The following is a 17,192-nucleotide window of genomic DNA, read 5'->3' as shown; positions in this document are numbered from 1 at the left end:
TCAGATAAATACCTGTATCGTTCCCAAGAAGAACGATACAGGTATTTTAAGAAGAAAATTGCATACCCCATCTATATCAGATGGTCGTGACGCAGACTTGCTGATCACGTATGCTTTGCGCTTTGGATGTAACATATGGCTAAAGTTGATGTCGTCTGCCCTCAGTGCAATGAAACTCATGCTGTACGATGTAACGGACATTCAGCATCCGGTGCCCAACGTTACATCTGCAAGCATTGTTCAAAGACCTTTCAGCTCAAATTTAGCTACTCCGGTGCCAAACCAGACACACACCAGACCATTGTTAATATGGCCATGAATGGTTACGGATGTCGCGATACCGCACGGGTCCCCGGTATCAGCCTCAATACGGTTCTGCGGCACGTAAAAAAATTTCGCCAAAGCAGGTAGCTGAGAATATCGACCCCGAAACGGAGATTGTTATCTGCTGTGAAGCCGATGAACAATGGTCTTACGTGCGGTGTAAAAGCAATCCCCGGTGGTTGTTCTATGCTTATGACCGTATCCGCAAACGTGCTCTGGCCCACGTCTTCGGCCCGAGAAATGCCCCGACCCTGCGACGATTGCTGGCCCTGTTAAGCAAATTTAACATTGCCTTTTATATGACAGATGCCTGGCCGGTTTATAAAGTTCTGTTAAGTGCAACAGGCCACGTGGTGAGCAAGAAATATACCCAACGGACAGAACGACATAATCTTAATCTTCGCACACATATCAAACGACTGACCCGCAGAACAATTTGCTTTTCGAAGTCAGAGGAAATGCACGATAAGATCATCGGTTGGTATCTTACTCTTCATCATTATCAATAAATCTGCGTCACGACCTATCAGATGATTGAATTTTAACGATTAAATTCTTGAGAACTTCAAAACGTAAGGTGAATCACGCTGCATATTCATGCCTTTTGCATCAGCTATTTCAGCAAGCATTGAATCTCGTTGCTCGCCTGTACGGATAATTTATATGAATGTGTGAGGGAATGACTGATAGCAAAAAAAATCCTTTACCGAGGTAAAGGATTGTTTTCTGGCAGGGGCGGAGGGACTCGAACCCCCAACACCCGGTTTTGGAGACCGGCGCTCTACCAATTGAACTACGCCCCTAAAAGGGTGGCGGAACGGACGGGGCTCGAACCCGCGACCCCCTGCGTGACAGGCAGGTATTCTAACCAACTGAACTACCGCTCCACCGATTCTTTACTGAGTTCAGACTTTTATTTCTGACCCGGATGTTTCTTACCTTTCGTATCTTTTGAAAGGCACTTAAAATACAGCTATCGCTGTATCTTCTTGTATGATGCCCGGCAGTTCCCTACTCTCGCATGGGGAGACCCCACACTACCATCGGCGCTACGGCGTTTCACTTCTGAGTTCGGCATGGGGTCAGGTGGGACCACCGCGCTAAAGCCGCCAGGCAAATTCTTTGTGCCCTGTCCCGTGCCTTTTGTGCTGATATCGCCTCGCTCAGTCACATACCCATGTATGCTCCTTACCGCCCTCTCAGCGCAAAATCCTTCGGAATCATCTCCGCAGAACAGTGCTAAATTCTTCTGTCCGTCACAAGCTGAATACCGATCGTGTCGTCTCTCAACACTCACCAGAACGCCTCTGGCGTTGTAAGGTTAAGCCTCACGGGTCATTAGTACCGGTCAGCTCAACGCATCGCTGCGCTTACACATCCGGCCTATCAACGTCGTCGTCTTCAACGTCCCTTAAGGTGGCTTTAAGCCACAGGGAGAACTCATCTCGGGGCAAGTTTCGCGCTTAGATGCTTTCAGCGCTTATCTTTTCCGCACTTAGCTACCGGGCTGTGCCACTGGCGTGACAACCCGAACACCAGCGGTGCGTTCACTCCGGTCCTCTCGTACTGGGAGCAAACCCCCTCAATTCTCCAGCGCCCACGGCAGATAGGGACCGAACTGTCTCACGACGTTCTAAACCCAGCTCGCGTACCACTTTAAACGGCGAACAGCCGTACCCTTGGGACCTGCTTCAGCCCCAGGATGTGATGAGCCGACATCGAGGTGCCAAACACCGCCGTCGATATGAACTCTTGGGCGGTATCAGCCTGTTATCCCCGGAGTACCTTTTATCCGTTGAGCGATGGCCCTTCCATTCAGAACCACCGGATCACTATGACCTGCTTTCGCATCTGCTCGCGCCGTCACGCTCGCAGTCAGGCTGGCTTATGCCATTGCACTAACCTCCTGATGTCCGACCAGGATTAGCCAACCTTCGTGCTCCTCCGTTACGCTTTGGGAGGAGACCGCCCCAGTCAAACTACCCACCAGACACTGTCCCCGCGCCGGATCACGGCGCAAGGTTAGAACACCAAACGTTAAAGGGTGGTATTTCAAGGATGGCTCCACACGAACTGGCGTCCGCGCTTCAAAGCCTCCCACCTATCCTGCACATCAAGGCTCAGTGTTCAGTGTCAAGCTGTAGTAAAGGTTCACGGGGTCTTTCCGTCTTGCCGCGGGTACACTGCATCTTCACAGCGAGTTCAATTTCACTGAGTCCCGGGTGGAGACAGCCTGGCCATCATTACGCCATTCGTGCAGGTCGGAACTTACCCGACAAGGAATTTCGCTACCTTAGGACCGTTATAGTTACGGCCGCCGTTTACCGGGGCTTCGATCAGGAGCTTCGCGTTGCCGCTAACCCCATCAATTAACCTTCCGGCACCGGGCAGGCGTCACACCGTATACGTCCACTTTCGTGTTTGCACAGTGCTGTGTTTTTAATAAACAGTTGCAGCCAGCTGGTATCTTCGACTGGCTTCAGCTCCGGGAGCACGTCCCTTCACCTACGCGCCAGCGTGCCTTCTCCCGAAGTTACGGCACCATTTTGCCTAGTTCCTTCACCCGGGTTCTCTCAAGCGCCTTGGTATTCTCTACCTGACCACCTGTGTCGGTTTCGGGTACGATTCTCTGTTGCCTGATGCTTAGAGGCTTTTCCTGGAAGCAGGGCATTTGTCACTTCAGCACCGTGGTGCCTCGTCATCACGCCTCAGCCTTGATTTTCCGGATTTGCCTGGAAAAACAGCCTACACGCTTAAACCGGGACAACCGTCGCCCGGATGACATAGCCTTCTCCGTCCCCCCTTCGCAGCAACACCGAGTACGGGAATATTAACCCGTTTCCCATCGACTACGCCTTTCGGCCTCGCCTTAGGGGTCGACTCACCCTGCCCCGATTAACGTTGGACAGGAACCCTTGGTCTTCCGGCGAGCGGGCTTTTCACCCGCTTTATCGTTACTTATGTCAGCATTCGCACTTCTGATACCTCCAGCATGCCTCACAGCACACCTTCCACGGCTTACAGAACGCTCCCCTACCCAACAACGCTTACGCGCCGCTGCCGCAGCTTCGGTGCATGGTTTAGCCCCGTTACATCTTCCGCGCAGGCCGACTCGACCAGTGAGCTATTACGCTTTCTTTAAATGATGGCTGCTTCTAAGCCAACATCCTGGCTGTCTGGGCCTTCCCACATCGTTTCCCACTTAACCATGACTTTGGGACCTTAGCTGGCGGTCTGGGTTGTTTCCCTCTTCACGACGGACGTTAGCACCCGCCGTGTGTCTCCCGTGATAACATTCTGCGGTATTCGGAGTTTGCATCGGATCGGTAAGCCGGGATGGCCCCCTGGCCGAAACAGTGCTCTACCCCCGCAGATGACTTCACGAGGCGCTACCTAAATAGCTTTCGGGGAGAACCAGCTATCTCCCGGTTTGATTGGCCTTTCACCCCCAGCCACAGGTCATCCGCTAATTTTTCAACATTAGTCGGTTCGGTCCTCCAGTTAGTGTTACCCAACCTTCAACCTGCCCATGGCTAGATCACCGGGTTTCGGGTCTGTACCCTGCAACTTAACGCCCAGTTAAGACTCGGTTTCCCTGCGGCTCCCCTATTCGGTTAACCTTGCTACAGAATACAAGTCGCTGACCCATTATACAAAAGGTACGCAGTCACACCACGAAGGTGCTCCCACTGCTTGTACGTACACGGTTTCAGGTTCTGTTTCACTCCCCTCGCCGGGGTTCTTTTCGCCTTTCCCTCACGGTACTGGTTCACTATCGGTCAGTCAGGAGTATTTAGCCTTGGAGGATGGTCCCCCCATATTCAGACAGGATAACACGTGTCCCGCCCTACTCTTCGAACTCACAGCATGTGCACCTTCGTGTACGGGAGTATCACCCTGTACCCTGCGACTTTCCAGACGCTTCCACTGATGCACAAGCTGATGATGGTTCCGGGCTCCTCCCCGTTCGCTCGCCGCTACTGGGGGAATCTCGGTTGATTTCTTTTCCTCGGGGTACTGAGATGTTTCAGTTCCCCCGGTTCGCCTTGCAGCACTATGTATTCATGCTGCAATGATGCACAAGTGCACCGGGTTTCCCCATTCGGGTATCGTCGGGTATCGCGGTTCATATCACCTTACCGACGCTTATCGCAGATTAGCACGCCCTTCATCGCCTCTGACTGCCAGGGCATCCACCGTGTACGCTTCGTCACTTAACCTCACAACCCACAGGCGTCCACAGGACGCATGCCGTTGCAGGCATTGAGAGACCGTACATGTCATCACGCCATTCCTGTTACCCAGAATGACAACAACATGTCGTTTCAATTTTCAGCTTGTTCCGGATTGTTAAAGAGCAAATATCTCAAACATGACTTCCCACCAGGGTAAGCCAGTTTTGAGATACTCTAGACATAACTTTGGCGTCCCCAAGGGGATTCGAACCCCTGTTACAGCCGTGAAAGGGCAGTGTCCTTGGCCTCTAGACGATGGGGACTCAGTATGGTTACGCTCGTTACTTTTCTATCAGACAATCTGTGTGAGCACTGCGCATGAAGCTATCTTATGCTAAGGAGGTGATCCAACCGCAGGTTCCCCTACGGTTACCTTGTTACGACTTCACCCCAGTCATGAATCACAAAGTGGTAAGCGCCCTCCCGAAGGTTAAGCTACCTACTTCTTTTGCAACCCACTCCCATGGTGTGACGGGCGGTGTGTACAAGGCCCGGGAACGTATTCACCGTGGCATTCTGATCCACGATTACTAGCGATTCCGACTTCACGGAGTCGAGTTGCAGACTCCGATCCGGACTACGACGCACTTTATGAGGTCCGCATGCTCTCGCGAGGTCGCTTCTCTTTGTATGCGCCATTGTAGCACGTGTGTAGCCCTGGCCGTAAGGGCCATGATGACTTGACGTCATCCCCACCTTCCTCCGGTTTATCACCGGCAGTCTCCTTTGAGTTCCCGACCAAATCGCTGGCAACAAAGGATAAGGGTTGCGCTCGTTGCGGGACTTAACCCAACATTTCACAACACGAGCTGACGACAGCCATGCAGCACCTGTCTCACAGCTCCCGAAGGCACCAAAGCATCTCTGCTAAGTTCTGTGGATGTCAAGGCCAGGTAAGGTTCTTCGCGTTGCATCGAATTAAACCACATGCTCCACCGCTTGTGCGGGCCCCCGTCAATTCATTTGAGTTTTAACCTTGCGGCCGTACTCCCCAGGCGGTCGATTTAACGCGTTAGCTACGGAAGCCACACCTCAAGGGCACAACCTCCAAATCGACATCGTTTACAGCGTGGACTACCAGGGTATCTAATCCTGTTTGCTCCCCACGCTTTCGCACATGAGCGTCAGTCTTTGTCCAGGGGGCCGCCTTCGCCACCGGTATTCCTCCAGATCTCTACGCATTTCACCGCTACACCTGGAATTCCACCCCCCTCTACAAGACTCCAGCCTGCCAGTTTCAAATGCAGTTCCCAGGTTAAGCCCGGGGATTTCACATCTGACTTAACAGACCGCCTGCGTGCGCTTTACGCCCAGTAATTCCGATTAACGCTTGCACCCTCCGTATTACCGCGGCTGCTGGCACGGAGTTAGCCGGTGCTTCTTCTGCGGGTAACGTCAATGCCGCTGGTTATTAACCAGCGTCCCTTCCTCCCCGCTGAAAGTACTTTACAACCCGAAGGCCTTCTTCATACACGCGGCATGGCTGCATCAGGCTTGCGCCCATTGTGCAATATTCCCCACTGCTGCCTCCCGTAGGAGTCTGGACCGTGTCTCAGTTCCAGTGTGGCTGGTCATCCTCTCAGACCAGCTAGGGATCGTCGCCCAGGTAGGCCGTTACCCTACCTGCCAGCTAATCCCATCTGGGCACATCCGATGGCAAGAGGCCATAAGGTCCCCCTCTTTGCTCTTGCGAGATTATGCGGTATTAGCCACCGTTTCCAGTGGTTATCCCCCGCCATCAGGCAGTTTCCCAGACATTACTCACCCGTCCGCCACTCGTCACCCAAAGAGCACGCTCTTCTGTGCTACCGTTCGACTTGCATGTGTTAGGCCTGCCGCCAGCGTTCAATCTGAGCCATGATCAAACTCTTCAATTTAAAGTTTGATTTGCTTCAACTCGTGAAGCAGTGCTCAAGGAAAACGTCGTAATGAATTACGTGTTCACTCTTAAGACTTGATATTTTTGCATCCGAAGATGCCGATATCTATCCTGCGAGTGCCCACACAGATTGTCTGATAAATTGTTAAAGAGCGGTGCGGTCAGTGCTTTCGCTTCCTGCCGCGAGGTCGCGTATACTACGCTTTCCTCCTTCAGAGTCAACCACTTTTACGCAGCTTTTCTCCGGCGGTTCAGCTCGCTGAACCTCTCAACACGGCGGCATCGAAGCCGTTGTTCCGTGTCAGTGGTGGCGCATTATAGGGAGTTTGTGCGCCCTGACAAGGGGTTATTGAAAATAAATTTCTGACTGATTCTTTTTTCATCTTTAGAGTAAATAAACGTCGCAATACGTCTGTTTTCAAAGCAAATCAACCCCTGAAACCCTTTTTAAGTAATGTGATTCCTGCTGACACAATGCTATCCTTATTCATTGCAGCTCACATCCGCTACTCTAATCAACAAAAAGGATGCCCAATGATAAAATCCGTGCACAGTATGGCCGGGCTTCCGTGGATAGCCGCCATGGCTTTCTTTAATGCAGGCGATGGATGCCACCATACTGAACAGGGCAGGCTGACGGCCGCAAATTGAAAACCGTGCCGTCAGCCTGACCCGGAGTTGCCATTCACTGGTTCGAATATGTATGATCTGGCTACATATTTTGCTCAGAGACCACCACCATGATGACACGTAAAAGTATCGACACCGTCCTGCTCTCCGTTGCCGCTGATAAGCTTTCCCAGCGTGAATGGGACTGGATTAAGCTGATGAAGCCCATGGCTCCACCTCCGGCAATGGTCGCCAGCGCCATACTTGAGCATCGTCACGATGCAGCAGCACTCACCCGACTACAGGAAGCCGGAAATTAATCTGTCCCGTGGTTTCTGATTTCAGCCCCCGTCCGCTCAAAAAGCTCTTCACCACCAACCAGTGCTGGGCTTCCTTTCTGGATGCCGGCGGCCTGCGTGATATCGAAGTTGAAGCCGTCACAAAAATGCTGGCCTGCGGCACCCGCATCAGCGGCGTGAAAGAGTATGCCTGCGACAACGCGCAGTGTCCTCACGTCAGGTACATTACCAACGCCTGTCACAGCCGTGCCTGTCCGTCCTGCGGTAAAAAGGCCACAGACCTGTGGATTGCCGCGCAGCTTAACCGCCTGCCGGACTGCGACTGGCAGCATCTGGTCTTCACCCTGCCCGACACGCTGTGGGCCCTGTTTGAAGCCAACCGCTGGCTGCTCAACGACCTCTGCCGCCTGGCCGTCGACAACCTGCTGTATGCGGCAGGAAAACGCGGGCTGGATATCGGTATATTCTGCGCCATTCATACGTACGGCCGCCGCCTTAACTGGCATCCCCATGTCCACGTCTCCGTCACCTGCGGCGGTATTGATGAGCACGGAAAGTGGCGAAAAATCAGCTTCCGTAAGGACGCCATGCGCACCCGATGGATGTGGAATGTCCGGCAGCGCCTGCTGGATGCCTGGTCAGAAGGCATTGCGCTTCCTGTGGAGCTGATGCATATCACCACAGACTCACAGTGGCGGACGCTGATACTGACTGCAGGCGGACAATGCTGGAACAGGGCAGCCTGACGGCCGCAAATTGAAAACCGCACCATCTGCCGGACTCTGAGTTATTATACAGTGATTTGAATATATATGATCTGGCAACATATTTTTCTCAGAGTCTTTCCCCATGATGCCCCGTAAAAGTATCGATACTATCCTGCTATCCGTTGCCGCTGATAAGCTTTCACCGCGTGAATGGGGCTGGATAAAGCTGATGAAGCCCATAGCCACACCTTCGGTGATGTTCGCTGACGCCATACTGGAGCACCGCCACGATACAGCATCGCTCACCCGCCTCCAGGACACCGGGGATTAATCTGCCACGTGCTTTCCGGTTTCAGCCCCCGCCCACTCAAAAAACTGTTCACGGCTAGCCCGTGCTGGGCGTCTTTCCTCGACGCTGTGGTCTGTGCGATATCGAAGTCGAAGCCGTCACCAAAATGCTCGCCTGCGGCACCCGCATCAGCGGTGTGAAAGAGTATGCCTGCGACAACGCGCAGTATTCCCACGTCAGGTATATCAACAACGCCTGCCACAGCCGGGCCTGACCGTCCTGTGGTAAAAAAGCCACCGACCTGTGGATTGCCGCCCGGCTTAACCAGCCTGCCGGAATGCAACTGGATACACCCGGTCTTCACCCTCCCCGCTTCGCTCTGGCCACTCTTTGAAGTCAACCGATGGCTGCTTAACGACCTCTGCCGCCTGGCCGTCGATAACCTGCTCTATGCCGCCAGCAGGCGTGGACTCGATAGCGGTATTTTCTGGGCCATCCATACTTACGGCCAGCGACTCAACTGGCACCCTCATATCCACGTCTCCGTCACCTGCGGCGGTATCGATGCGCACGGGAAGTGGAAAAAATCAGTTTCCGTAAGGATGCCATGCGCGCCCGTTGGATGTGGAATATCCGCCAGTTACTCCTGAGCGTCTGGTCTGGTGGCGCGGCCTCATACTGACTGCCGGCGGCGATTACTGGCATGTGTGCATGTCAAAAAAGACTGCAGGGGGCAAAAACACCGTGAAATACCCGGGCCGTTACCTGAAAAAGCCGCCGATAGCGGCCTCACGGCTGGCGCACTACGCCGGGGGCGCGACGCTGAACTTCCGCTACCACGACCACAATACCGGTGAGCAGGCGACGGAAACGCTGACTCAGCGTGAGAGTCTGGCGCAGCTGAAACAGCATATCCCGGAGAAGTTCTTCCGGATGGTGCGTTATGTTGGTTTTCTGTCCAGCCGGGTGTGCGGAGAGAAGCTGCAGGTGGTCTACATATCAGATGGCATACAAATCAAAGTCTGATTGAATTTTAACCACCCCATTCCAGCGCAGAAATGGTTTCAATTTCCTGTACGTAAGGCAATACCAATTTTGAAAAAATCGAAGACGCTGATAGCGGTGAACACTCCAGGTGAATTAGATTACGGCCAGAATAAACAGAAAAGAGGGAGAGAAATAAATGGGATATTCTCGCCCTCTGTATTTCATAACGTTTATGGTTAACCGACCAAGCTGAATACAATGGCTGACATGGCAATCAGACCCATAATCACAACAAACACATTACTGATGTGGCCGCTGTATTTTTTCATCGCCGGAACTTTGTGGATAGCATACATTGGCATCAGAAATAGCAGCATCGCAATAATCGGGCCGCCGAGGGTTTCAATCATTCCCAGAATACTAGGGTTCAGCGTTGCGACCAGCCAGGAAGTTAACAACATAAAGATGCCGGTATACCGATTCAGCGTTGACAGCGCAATCGTTTTACCCTTGCTGCGCAGCGACTTAATTACCATACCGTTGAAACCTTCACGCGCCCCCAGATAATGGCCAAGGAAAGATTTAGTAATCGCAATAAAAGCAATGAATGGCGCGATATATTCAATCATCGGGCTTGAGAAATGGTTAGCTAAATAAGACAAGATTGAAATGTTCTGAGCTTTTGCTTCCAGCAGGTCGGCTGGCGACAGACTCAGGACACAGCTGAAGACAAAGAACATCACCGAGATAACCATCATGATGTGGCTAACTGCCAGAATGCGCGAACATTTTTTCTCGGCGTCATTACCGTATTCTTTATGTTTTGCGACAGCAAAAGAAGAGATGATCGGCGAGTGATTGAAGGAAAACACCATGACCGGAATGACCAGCCAGAGGGTCATGAGCATGCCGTGCCCTGGGGCGTTACCGGAAAGGGAGATATTTTCAAATATTGAGGCATTCCAGTGAGGGATAAGGTAAAATGCCAGCGCCATCAGCACAGCAACAAACGGAAACACCAGAATACTCATCGCTTTGACGATTATATCCTGGCCGAAATGGACAAGCGTCATTAAGCCGAGAATCAGAATAAGTGAAAGCAGCGTACGCGGGGGCGCATTCATATGCATCTGGTTAGTTATAAAACTCTCAACCGTATTTGTGATCGCCACACTGTACACCAGCAAAATAGGATAAATGGCGAAAAAATACAGCAGCGTAATCAGTTTACCTGCCGAAATACCGAAATGTTCTTCCACCACCTCGGTAATATCACCCTCCACATTTTTACCGGATAGAACAAAACGAGTTAATCCGCGATGAGCAAAGAAAGTAATCGGGAAGGCGAGAAATGCCATAATAATTAACGGAATTAATCCGCCAATTCCAGCATTAATAGGAAGAAAAAGAACACCTGCACCAATTGCTGTACCATACAACCCTAACATCCACATGATGTCAGTTTTGCACCAGTAACTTATCGATTTTTTAGGCAAAGCCCCGATCATTGTATTGTTCATTATTCCTCAGTATCTCATTATAAAATAATTATTTTTTCCACAAGAACGGTTGATGTTTTTTACTGCACACTTCATCGAAAAACCATCCTGACATGGTAACCCCTGCGATTAAATGTGGGCATAACACCCATCAGAAGCATAAAAGGCTGACCACCAATGTAACTTTGAGATCATAGTCAATAATATCGTTAAAAAGCACGGTTGCAAAGAGGTGATGAGATAGCCTCCCGTATTACTGAAATGCTTTATCTTTCAGATACACAGCTTCCCAGATGCATCTCGCACTAAGGACAGATGAAGAAAGTATCACAATAAAATGTGACGAGTATAAGTGCGCTCCGACCGGAGTGAAAGAAAACGCTACCTGGCGAAGCCGCAATGTATCGGAGACTTAGAGTCTGTCCCAAAAGGCGTCATCGTATAATGCATCCCGGTCATATCTGAGGGCAAAGTATGGCAGGCGGTAAAGGGCAGATTAGCGATGAACTCCGGGACAAAATGGCCCCGCTTATCCCGGAACACAAAACCGCCATCCTCCGGGTACGCGCCGAAAACGTGTTGATAATCGGGTCGCAATGAACGCCATTTTCTTCGTCCCCAGCACAGCCTGTCAGTGGAATGCACTCAATGCCACAGGGATAGGTTTATCAGATTCTGCGCACCGACGCTTCCGGGAACGGAGAGACGCAGGTGTCTTCGGGCGTTTCTGGCAGAACGGATCACTGGCCTGTGAGCACCCGGACAGCACGGACTGCTCATGGTTGTCGGTGGATGGCGGTATGACAACATCACCGCTGCCCGGGACAAAAAAACAGGACGCAACCCCACGGACAGAGGGAAACAGGGCGTAAAGCCCAGTCTGATGACAGATACCGGGGGGCTTCCTCTGCCACGGCTCGTCGCAGCAGCAGACAGGCATGACATCAAACTGGTGGCGGACACACCCGGTGCTCTTCAGACGGGGCGCCCGGGGCAAAAAACCGTACTCTGCCCGGACAAAGGCGACGGAGCGCCCGGGCTGAAAACAGACCGGTTGAGCCGTCGTGACGAACCTTATATCCCGCCCCGTAAAGAGGAATGAGATGCCAGTAAAACCACGAACTTCATGGCCCGTCGCCGGGAGGACGCACAGCCGGATGAACCGGTTTCGCCGGGCCCTGACCCGACGGGAAAAGACGCCTGAGAATGACGGGGGCCTTTTGCGTTTTTCCTGTGGTCTGATTGTCTGGAATAAAGTTCTGTTGAGACAGGCTGTTAGTCAATATTATCAATAAATTGACGTTGACAGTATTATTTTCCCCTTATCTCAAAAAACGGTCAGTGTGAATTACCACAGCTAATCCAGACACTTCCGGGCCGTTAATAATATTGGTTTTCATATTCAGTCGGTGACATCTGATTGTTCAACATCCTGGCGTTTCAAACTTTTTGAGATCCCTGATTTCAGGTCCAGTAACGACAAAAAACGGCTCTTTTCACATGCTCACGTTCGGGCTTGACCCTGTAAATAATTCTGTGTAACAGCCAGGGTATTAAAGGTGATCGATCAGCTCTCTCAGCACACCGTGCCAGAACAGGGCAGACAGCAGAAAGGACAGGGAATGAAATCGTTGTTATGCTGGAAGGGGAACAAACAGGTTATGACCAGAGGGTCTGGTCATAACGAAGATCAATCAGGCAGGAAGGTTGCTGTTGTCCTTATCGCCAGTCAGCAGCTTATCAAGCTGGTCGCCGCCAACATGACGAAAATCCTGACCTTTGACAAAATAGAAGATAATTTCACAGATGTTCTGACAACGATCACCGATTCGCTCAATGGCCCTGGCGCAAAACAGTGCAGTCAGCACGCTGGGAATAGTGCGCGGATCTTCCATCATATAGGTCATCAGCTGGCGCACGATGCTCTCATATTCTTGATCCACCTTTTTGTCTTCGCGATAAACATCAATGGCGGCATTCACATCCATTCGTGCAAACGCATCCAGCACATCATGCAACATCTGAATGGTGTGGTAGCCCAATGATTCCAGGCTAACCAGCAGCGGCTGATGCTGTTGACCAAATTTTTCAAGCGCGGTACGACTGATTTTCTCGGCTACGTCACCAATACGTTCCAGCTCAGAAATAGCTTTGATAATCGCCATTACCAGCCGCAGGTCACTGGCGGCAGGCTGGCGTTTGGCAATAATACGTACGCAGGCCTCATCAATGGAAACCTCCATCATATTGACCTTGTTGTCGCCATCAATGACCCGCTGCGCCAGCTCACCATCCTGATTGTGCATGGCAATAATGGCGTTGGTCAGCTGCTGCTCCACCAGCCCTCCCATGGTCAGCACCTGGGTACGAATATGCTCCAGCTCGGCGTTGAACTGACCGGAGATGTGTTTATTCAGATTCAGGTTATCCATTCTATTCTCCAGTCAACTCAACCGTAGCGGCCGGTAATATAATCTTCAGTTTGCTTCTGATAAGGCTTGGTAAACAACGTGTCGGTATCGCTAAATTCGATTAATTCGCCCAGATACATAAACGCGGTGTGATCGGAACAGCGCGCTGCCTGCTGCATATTGTGCGTCACAATCACCACGGTGTAATCCTGCTTCAGCTCGGTAATTAACTCTTCAATTCGTCCGGTGGAAATGGGGTCCAGCGCCGAGCAGGGTTCATCAAGCAGCAAAACTTCCGGGCGAATGGCAATGCCGCGCGCAATACACAACCGCTGCTGCTGGCCACCAGACAGGCTATAACCACTCTGGTGCAGCTTATCTTTGGTCTCGGTCCACAGGGCAGCCTTGCTTAACGCCCACTGCACGCGTTCATCCATATCAGCCCGGGAGAGCTTTTCAAACAGGCGCACGCCGAAGGCAATATTGTCGTAAATAGACATGGGGAAGGGCGTGGGTTTTTGAAAAACCATTCCAACTCTGGCGCGCAATAGTGAGATATCCTGGCTGGCCGTCAGAATGTTTTCGCCGTCGAGCAGAATCTCACCCTCTGCCCGCTGCTCAGGATAAAGAGAAAACATTTTGTTAAAGGTGCGCAGCAGGGTGGATTTGCCGCAGCCGGATGGGCCAATGAATGCCGTCACCTGGTTTTTAGTAATATCCAGGTTGATATTTTTCAGCGCATGGAATTTTCCGTAATAGAAGTTCAAATCGCGAACCTGAATCATCTTAGCGGAACTGTTGTCAGCCATTCTCTTTCTCGCTTATTTACGCCGCCGTAGCCGCGTATCTTAATTAATGTTTGCCTTTGGCAAAGATCACGCGCGCCAGTATATTCAGCAGCAGCACACAGACGGTAATCAGCAGCACGCCAGCCCAGGCAAGACCCTGCCATTGCGCAAAGGGACTCATGGCAAATTTGAAGATGGTCACTGGCAGGTTAGCCAGCGGCTGCATCATGTCCGTGCTCCAGAACTGATTCGATAGCGAAGTAAACAGCAAGGGTGCCGTTTCCCCGGCGATACGCGCCACCGCCAACAGTACGCCAGTCAAAATTCCTGAAATCGACGCTTTTAGCGTGATAGCTGAAATCATCTTCCACTTGGGCGTTCCCAACGCATAGGCCGCTTCACGCAGGCTGTCTGGTACCAGTTTCAGCATGTTTTCGGTGGTGCGAATAACGATGGGGATCTGCAACAGCGCCAGCGCGACCACCCCGGCAAGGCCGGTGAAATGCTGCATTCGGGCCACCACCAGTGTGTAGACAAACAGCCCAACCACGATAGAAGGCGCGGAGAGCAGGATATCGTTGATAAAACGAATCACCTCAGACAGCCAGAATTTACGGCCATATTCCGCCAGATAAATCCCCGCCATGATCCCAAGCGGTGTGCCTGCGACGGTTGCCCAGAATATCATCAGGCCGCTGCCTACCATCGCATTGGCCAGTCCACCACCTGCGGTATTCGGCGGCGGCGTGCTTTCGGTAAACAGCGTCAGGCTCATGCCGTCGAAACCCCGAGTTACCGTGGCCCAGAGGATCCATATCAGCCAGAACGGACCGAAGGCCATAGTCAGCAGAGAGAGGGTTAGGGCAATGCGGTTCTTAACGCGCCGCCAGGCCTGCATCTTACGGCGTGACGCGGCCAGTTCGACCCGTGCCTGAAGCTCCATCGCGGTCATGAGCGCGCTCCTTCACTTTTTGCCAGTCTGAGGATCATCAGTTTGGAACAGGCGAGAACGATAAAGGTAATCACAAACAGAATAAGGCCCAGCTCCATCAGCACAGCCGTATGCACGCCAGATTCCGCTTCCGCAAATTCATTTGCCAGCGCTGAGGTAATGCTGTTGCCCGGCATAAACAGCGACGGGCTGTCGAGCTGGTAGGTGTTACCAATAATAAAGGTCACCGCCATAGTTTCACCCAGAGCACGGCCCAGCCCCAACATCACGCCACCAATGACGCCATTTTTGGTGAACGGTAACACGATGCGCCAGATCACTTCCCAGGTGGTACAGCCAATGCCGTATGCGGACTCTTTCATCATTACCGGCGTCTGCTCAAATACATCGCGCATGACGGAAGCAATGTAAGGAATGATCATTATCGCCAAAATTATCCCGGCAGCCAGGATGCCGATACCGAATGCCGGCCCGGAGAAGAGCGCCCCGATAATGGGAATATTTGACATCACGTTGCCGAGTGGCGTCTGGAAATAAGTCGCAAACAGCGGGGCGAAGATAAACAATCCCCACATACCGTAAACAATACTGGGAATCGCTGCCAGCAGCTCAATGGCGACACCGAGCGGACGACGCAGCCAGTTGGGTGACAGTTCCGTCAGAAACAGTGCAATACCAAAGCTGACCGGGACGGCAATGATCAGGGCGATGATTGAGGTGACAATAGTGCCGTAGATCGGCACCAGCGCACCAAATTGTTCGTTGGGAGCATCCCAGGTTTTACTCCATAAAAAAGCGAAGCCAAACTTCTGAATGCTGGGCCAGGAAGAGATAATAAGCGAAACAATAATGCCGCCGAGTAACAACAATACAATCAGCGCAGCCAGTTTAACCAGCGCACCGAAAATAATATCGCCCTGTTTGCCGGGGGCTTTAAATATCAGTCGGGTTGTAGCCATAAAATTCCCGATGTTAAAAGTGTAAGGGCGGCATCGCTGCCGCCCGGGAGTAAGGACCGATTCAGTCGCTCCCTGTCACTGCTTAGTAAAGCGCTTTACCTGCGCTGTCTTTTACATTGGTTTTCCAGGCAGCGCGGATCCTTGTAACCACGGAATCTGGCAGTGGAGCATAATCGAGGCTGGTGGTGGTTTTGCCACCGTTCTTATATGCCCAGTCGAAGAACTTCAGTACTGCCTCACCTTTATCCGCGCTGACCTGCTCTTTTTTTACCAGGATGAAAGTGGTGGAGGTAATTGGCCAGGCATTGTTTCCTTTCTGGAAAGTCAAATTCTGGGCGAAAGATTGACTCCAGTCTGCGCCTTTTGCCGCATCGCTAAAGCTCTGCTCACTGGGTTCAACCGGTTTGCCATCGGCATCAACAAGTTTGGTATAGGCCAGATTATTCTGTTTAGCGTAGGCGTATTCCACGTATCCAATTGAGCCGGGCAGACGCTGAACAAACGCCGCCACGCCATCATTGCCTTTACCACCCAAACCCGTTGGCCAGTTTACGGTGTTACCTTTGCCAATTTTGCTGCTCCAGTCGCTGTTCACTTTTGACAGATAGCTGGTAAAGACGAAAGAGGTGCCGGAACCGTCAGCGCGGCGCACCACGTTGATATTGCTGTCTGGCAGTTTCACATCGGGGTTAAGTTTAGTGATAGCCGGATCGTTCCATTTTTTAATAGTGCCGAGATAAATATCCCCTACGGTTTTGCCATCAAGAATGAGCTGACCTGATTTGATGCCCGGAATATTTACCGCCAGCACCACCCCTCCAATCACGGTTGGGAACTGGAACAAACCGTTTTTAGCTAAATCTTCTTCTTTCATCGGTGCATCGGACGCACCAAAATCCACCGTTTTAGCAATGATCTGTTTCACGCCGCCGGAAGAACCAATCCCCTGATAGTTAACCTTTGCTCCAGTCACTTTGTTGTAATCTGCTGCCCACTTGTTATAAACGGGTGCAGGGAACGTGCCGCCAGCACCAGTCAGATTCGTCGCAGCAAGTGCTGAAACAGCGGTCAGAGAAAGGGCAACTGCCACGCAACGAGCCACCGTTTTTTGCATCAGAGTCATGTTCCCTCCAGGGGATAAAATTCAGGCTTTATACAGTTTTACTATCTATAAATATTGCTGCTGGAGGCAAAATAGGACAGTTTGATGACAGTAAAATGTAGGCTGTATGACAGTTTTGTGACAGAAAGCAA

Annotated in this window: 9 protein-coding genes, 3 tRNA genes, 3 rRNA genes and 3 pseudogenes; 6 read left to right on the top strand and 12 right to left on the bottom strand. The window is 51.7% G+C overall.

Features of this window, described 5'->3' with window-relative positions; all coding sequences use genetic code 11:
- Positions 1 to 135 precede the first annotated feature (135 nt).
- Positions 136 to 833, top strand: a protein-coding gene (locus LU633_RS00635; protein ID WP_233481971.1) for an IS1 family transposase whose coding sequence is annotated in 2 segments (ribosomal slippage) — positions 136 to 385 and positions 385 to 833 — 699 coding nt in all. Because the reading frame shifts where the segments join, the coding sequence is not laid out codon by codon here.
- Positions 834 to 1,051: 218 nt separating this feature from the next.
- Here LU633_RS00635 and LU633_RS00630 read toward each other — a convergent pair.
- The 6 genes from LU633_RS00630 to LU633_RS00605 all read right to left on the bottom strand — a co-directional run bounded on the left by LU633_RS00630 (position 1,052) and on the right by LU633_RS00605 (position 6,436).
- Positions 1,052 to 1,127: transfer RNA gene (locus tag LU633_RS00630), tRNA-Trp, on the bottom strand.
- Positions 1,128 to 1,134: 7 nt separating this feature from the next.
- A tRNA-Asp gene (locus LU633_RS00625) sits at positions 1,135 to 1,211 on the bottom strand.
- A gap of 111 nt (positions 1,212 to 1,322) precedes the next feature.
- Positions 1,323 to 1,438, bottom strand: a 5S ribosomal RNA gene (rrf, locus tag LU633_RS00620).
- A gap of 203 nt (positions 1,439 to 1,641) precedes the next feature.
- A 23S ribosomal RNA gene (locus LU633_RS00615) occupies positions 1,642 to 4,544 on the bottom strand.
- Positions 4,545 to 4,746: 202 nt separating this feature from the next.
- Positions 4,747 to 4,822, bottom strand: a tRNA-Glu gene (locus LU633_RS00610).
- Positions 4,823 to 4,894: 72 nt separating this feature from the next.
- Positions 4,895 to 6,436: ribosomal RNA gene (locus LU633_RS00605) — 16S ribosomal RNA — on the bottom strand.
- Together the 16S, 23S and 5S rRNA genes with 3 tRNA genes alongside form the textbook arrangement of a ribosomal RNA operon.
- A 742-nt stretch (positions 6,437 to 7,178) precedes the next feature.
- Here LU633_RS00605 and LU633_RS00600 point away from each other — a divergent pair.
- The 4 genes and pseudogenes from LU633_RS00600 to LU633_RS25675 all read left to right on the top strand — a co-directional run.
- Positions 7,179 to 7,367, top strand: coding sequence for a hypothetical protein (locus tag LU633_RS00600; RefSeq protein ID WP_020322936.1), 189 nt, complete (start codon positions 7,179 to 7,181; stop codon positions 7,365 to 7,367).
- Between the two features lie 8 nt (positions 7,368 to 7,375).
- Positions 7,376 to 8,080, top strand: a pseudogene (locus LU633_RS00595) (IS91 family transposase); the annotation flags it as partial.
- Positions 8,081 to 8,195: 115 nt separating this feature from the next.
- Positions 8,196 to 8,384, top strand: a complete 189-nt coding sequence (locus tag LU633_RS00590; protein ID WP_040465908.1) for a hypothetical protein — start codon at positions 8,196 to 8,198, stop codon at positions 8,382 to 8,384.
- 8 nt (positions 8,385 to 8,392) lie between these two features.
- A pseudogene (locus LU633_RS25675) lies at positions 8,393 to 9,353 on the top strand (IS91 family transposase); the annotation flags it as partial.
- Positions 9,354 to 9,565: 212 nt separating this feature from the next.
- Here the strand turns inward: LU633_RS25675 and LU633_RS00570 are convergent.
- On the bottom strand, positions 9,566 to 10,849 hold the full coding sequence (locus LU633_RS00570; RefSeq protein ID WP_016192996.1) for a serine/threonine transporter: 1,284 nt from the start codon (positions 10,847 to 10,849) through the stop codon (positions 9,566 to 9,568).
- A 453-nt stretch (positions 10,850 to 11,302) separates the two neighbouring features.
- On the opposite strand from LU633_RS00570, the pseudogene LU633_RS00565 reads away from it, so the two are divergent.
- Positions 11,303 to 12,123: pseudogene (locus tag LU633_RS00565) on the top strand (IS5 family transposase).
- 399 nt (positions 12,124 to 12,522) lie between these two features.
- Here the strand turns inward: LU633_RS00565 and phoU are convergent.
- The 5 genes from phoU to pstS all read right to left on the bottom strand — a co-directional run bounded on the left by phoU (position 12,523) and on the right by pstS (position 17,061).
- Positions 12,523 to 13,260, bottom strand: coding sequence for a phosphate signaling complex protein PhoU (gene phoU / locus LU633_RS00560; RefSeq protein ID WP_016192999.1), 738 nt, complete (start codon positions 13,258 to 13,260; stop codon positions 12,523 to 12,525).
- 17 nt (positions 13,261 to 13,277) lie between these two features.
- Positions 13,278 to 14,048 carry a phosphate ABC transporter ATP-binding protein PstB gene (gene pstB / locus LU633_RS00555; protein WP_016193000.1) on the bottom strand — a complete coding sequence of 257 codons (771 nt, stop codon included), beginning with the start codon at positions 14,046 to 14,048 and terminating at the stop codon, positions 13,278 to 13,280.
- Between the two features lie 43 nt (positions 14,049 to 14,091).
- Complete coding sequence (gene pstA, locus LU633_RS00550; RefSeq protein WP_016193001.1) at positions 14,092 to 14,979, bottom strand: phosphate ABC transporter permease PstA; 888 nt, start codon at positions 14,977 to 14,979, stop codon at positions 14,092 to 14,094.
- On the bottom strand, positions 14,976 to 15,938 hold the full coding sequence (gene pstC, locus LU633_RS00545) for a phosphate ABC transporter permease PstC (RefSeq protein ID WP_016193002.1): 963 nt from the start codon (positions 15,936 to 15,938) through the stop codon (positions 14,976 to 14,978). Before pstC ends, pstA begins: the two co-directional genes overlap by 4 nt.
- Before the next feature lie 82 nt (positions 15,939 to 16,020).
- Positions 16,021 to 17,061, bottom strand: a complete 1,041-nt coding sequence (gene pstS / locus LU633_RS00540; RefSeq protein WP_016193003.1) for a phosphate ABC transporter substrate-binding protein PstS — start codon at positions 17,059 to 17,061, stop codon at positions 16,021 to 16,023.
- Positions 17,062 to 17,192 lie beyond the last annotated feature (131 nt).

The organism is Erwinia tracheiphila (genome assembly GCF_021365465.1).
Classification (GTDB): domain Bacteria; phylum Pseudomonadota; class Gammaproteobacteria; order Enterobacterales; family Enterobacteriaceae; genus Erwinia; species Erwinia tracheiphila.
This window is presented reverse-complemented; position numbering and strand designations above follow the sequence as displayed.

What these genes read in the sequence shown, in the direction of transcription:
- LU633_RS00600 (WP_020322936.1), top strand. Translation starts at nt 7,179, where the DNA reads ATGATGACACGTAAAAGTATCGACACCGTCCTGCTCTCCGTTGCCGCT.
- LU633_RS00590 (WP_040465908.1), top strand. Translation starts at nt 8,196, where the DNA reads ATGATGCCCCGTAAAAGTATCGATACTATCCTGCTATCCGTTGCCGCT.
- LU633_RS00570 (WP_016192996.1), bottom strand. Translation starts at nt 10,849, where the DNA reads ATGAACAATACAATGATCGGGGCTTTGCCTAAAAAATCGATAAGTTAC.
- phoU (WP_016192999.1), bottom strand. Translation starts at nt 13,260, where the DNA reads ATGGATAACCTGAATCTGAATAAACACATCTCCGGTCAGTTCAACGCC.
- pstB (WP_016193000.1), bottom strand. Translation starts at nt 14,048, where the DNA reads ATGGCTGACAACAGTTCCGCTAAGATGATTCAGGTTCGCGATTTGAAC.
- pstA (WP_016193001.1), bottom strand. Translation starts at nt 14,979, where the DNA reads ATGACCGCGATGGAGCTTCAGGCACGGGTCGAACTGGCCGCGTCACGC.
- pstC (WP_016193002.1), bottom strand. Translation starts at nt 15,938, where the DNA reads ATGGCTACAACCCGACTGATATTTAAAGCCCCCGGCAAACAGGGCGAT.
- pstS (WP_016193003.1), bottom strand. Translation starts at nt 17,061, where the DNA reads ATGACTCTGATGCAAAAAACGGTGGCTCGTTGCGTGGCAGTTGCCCTT.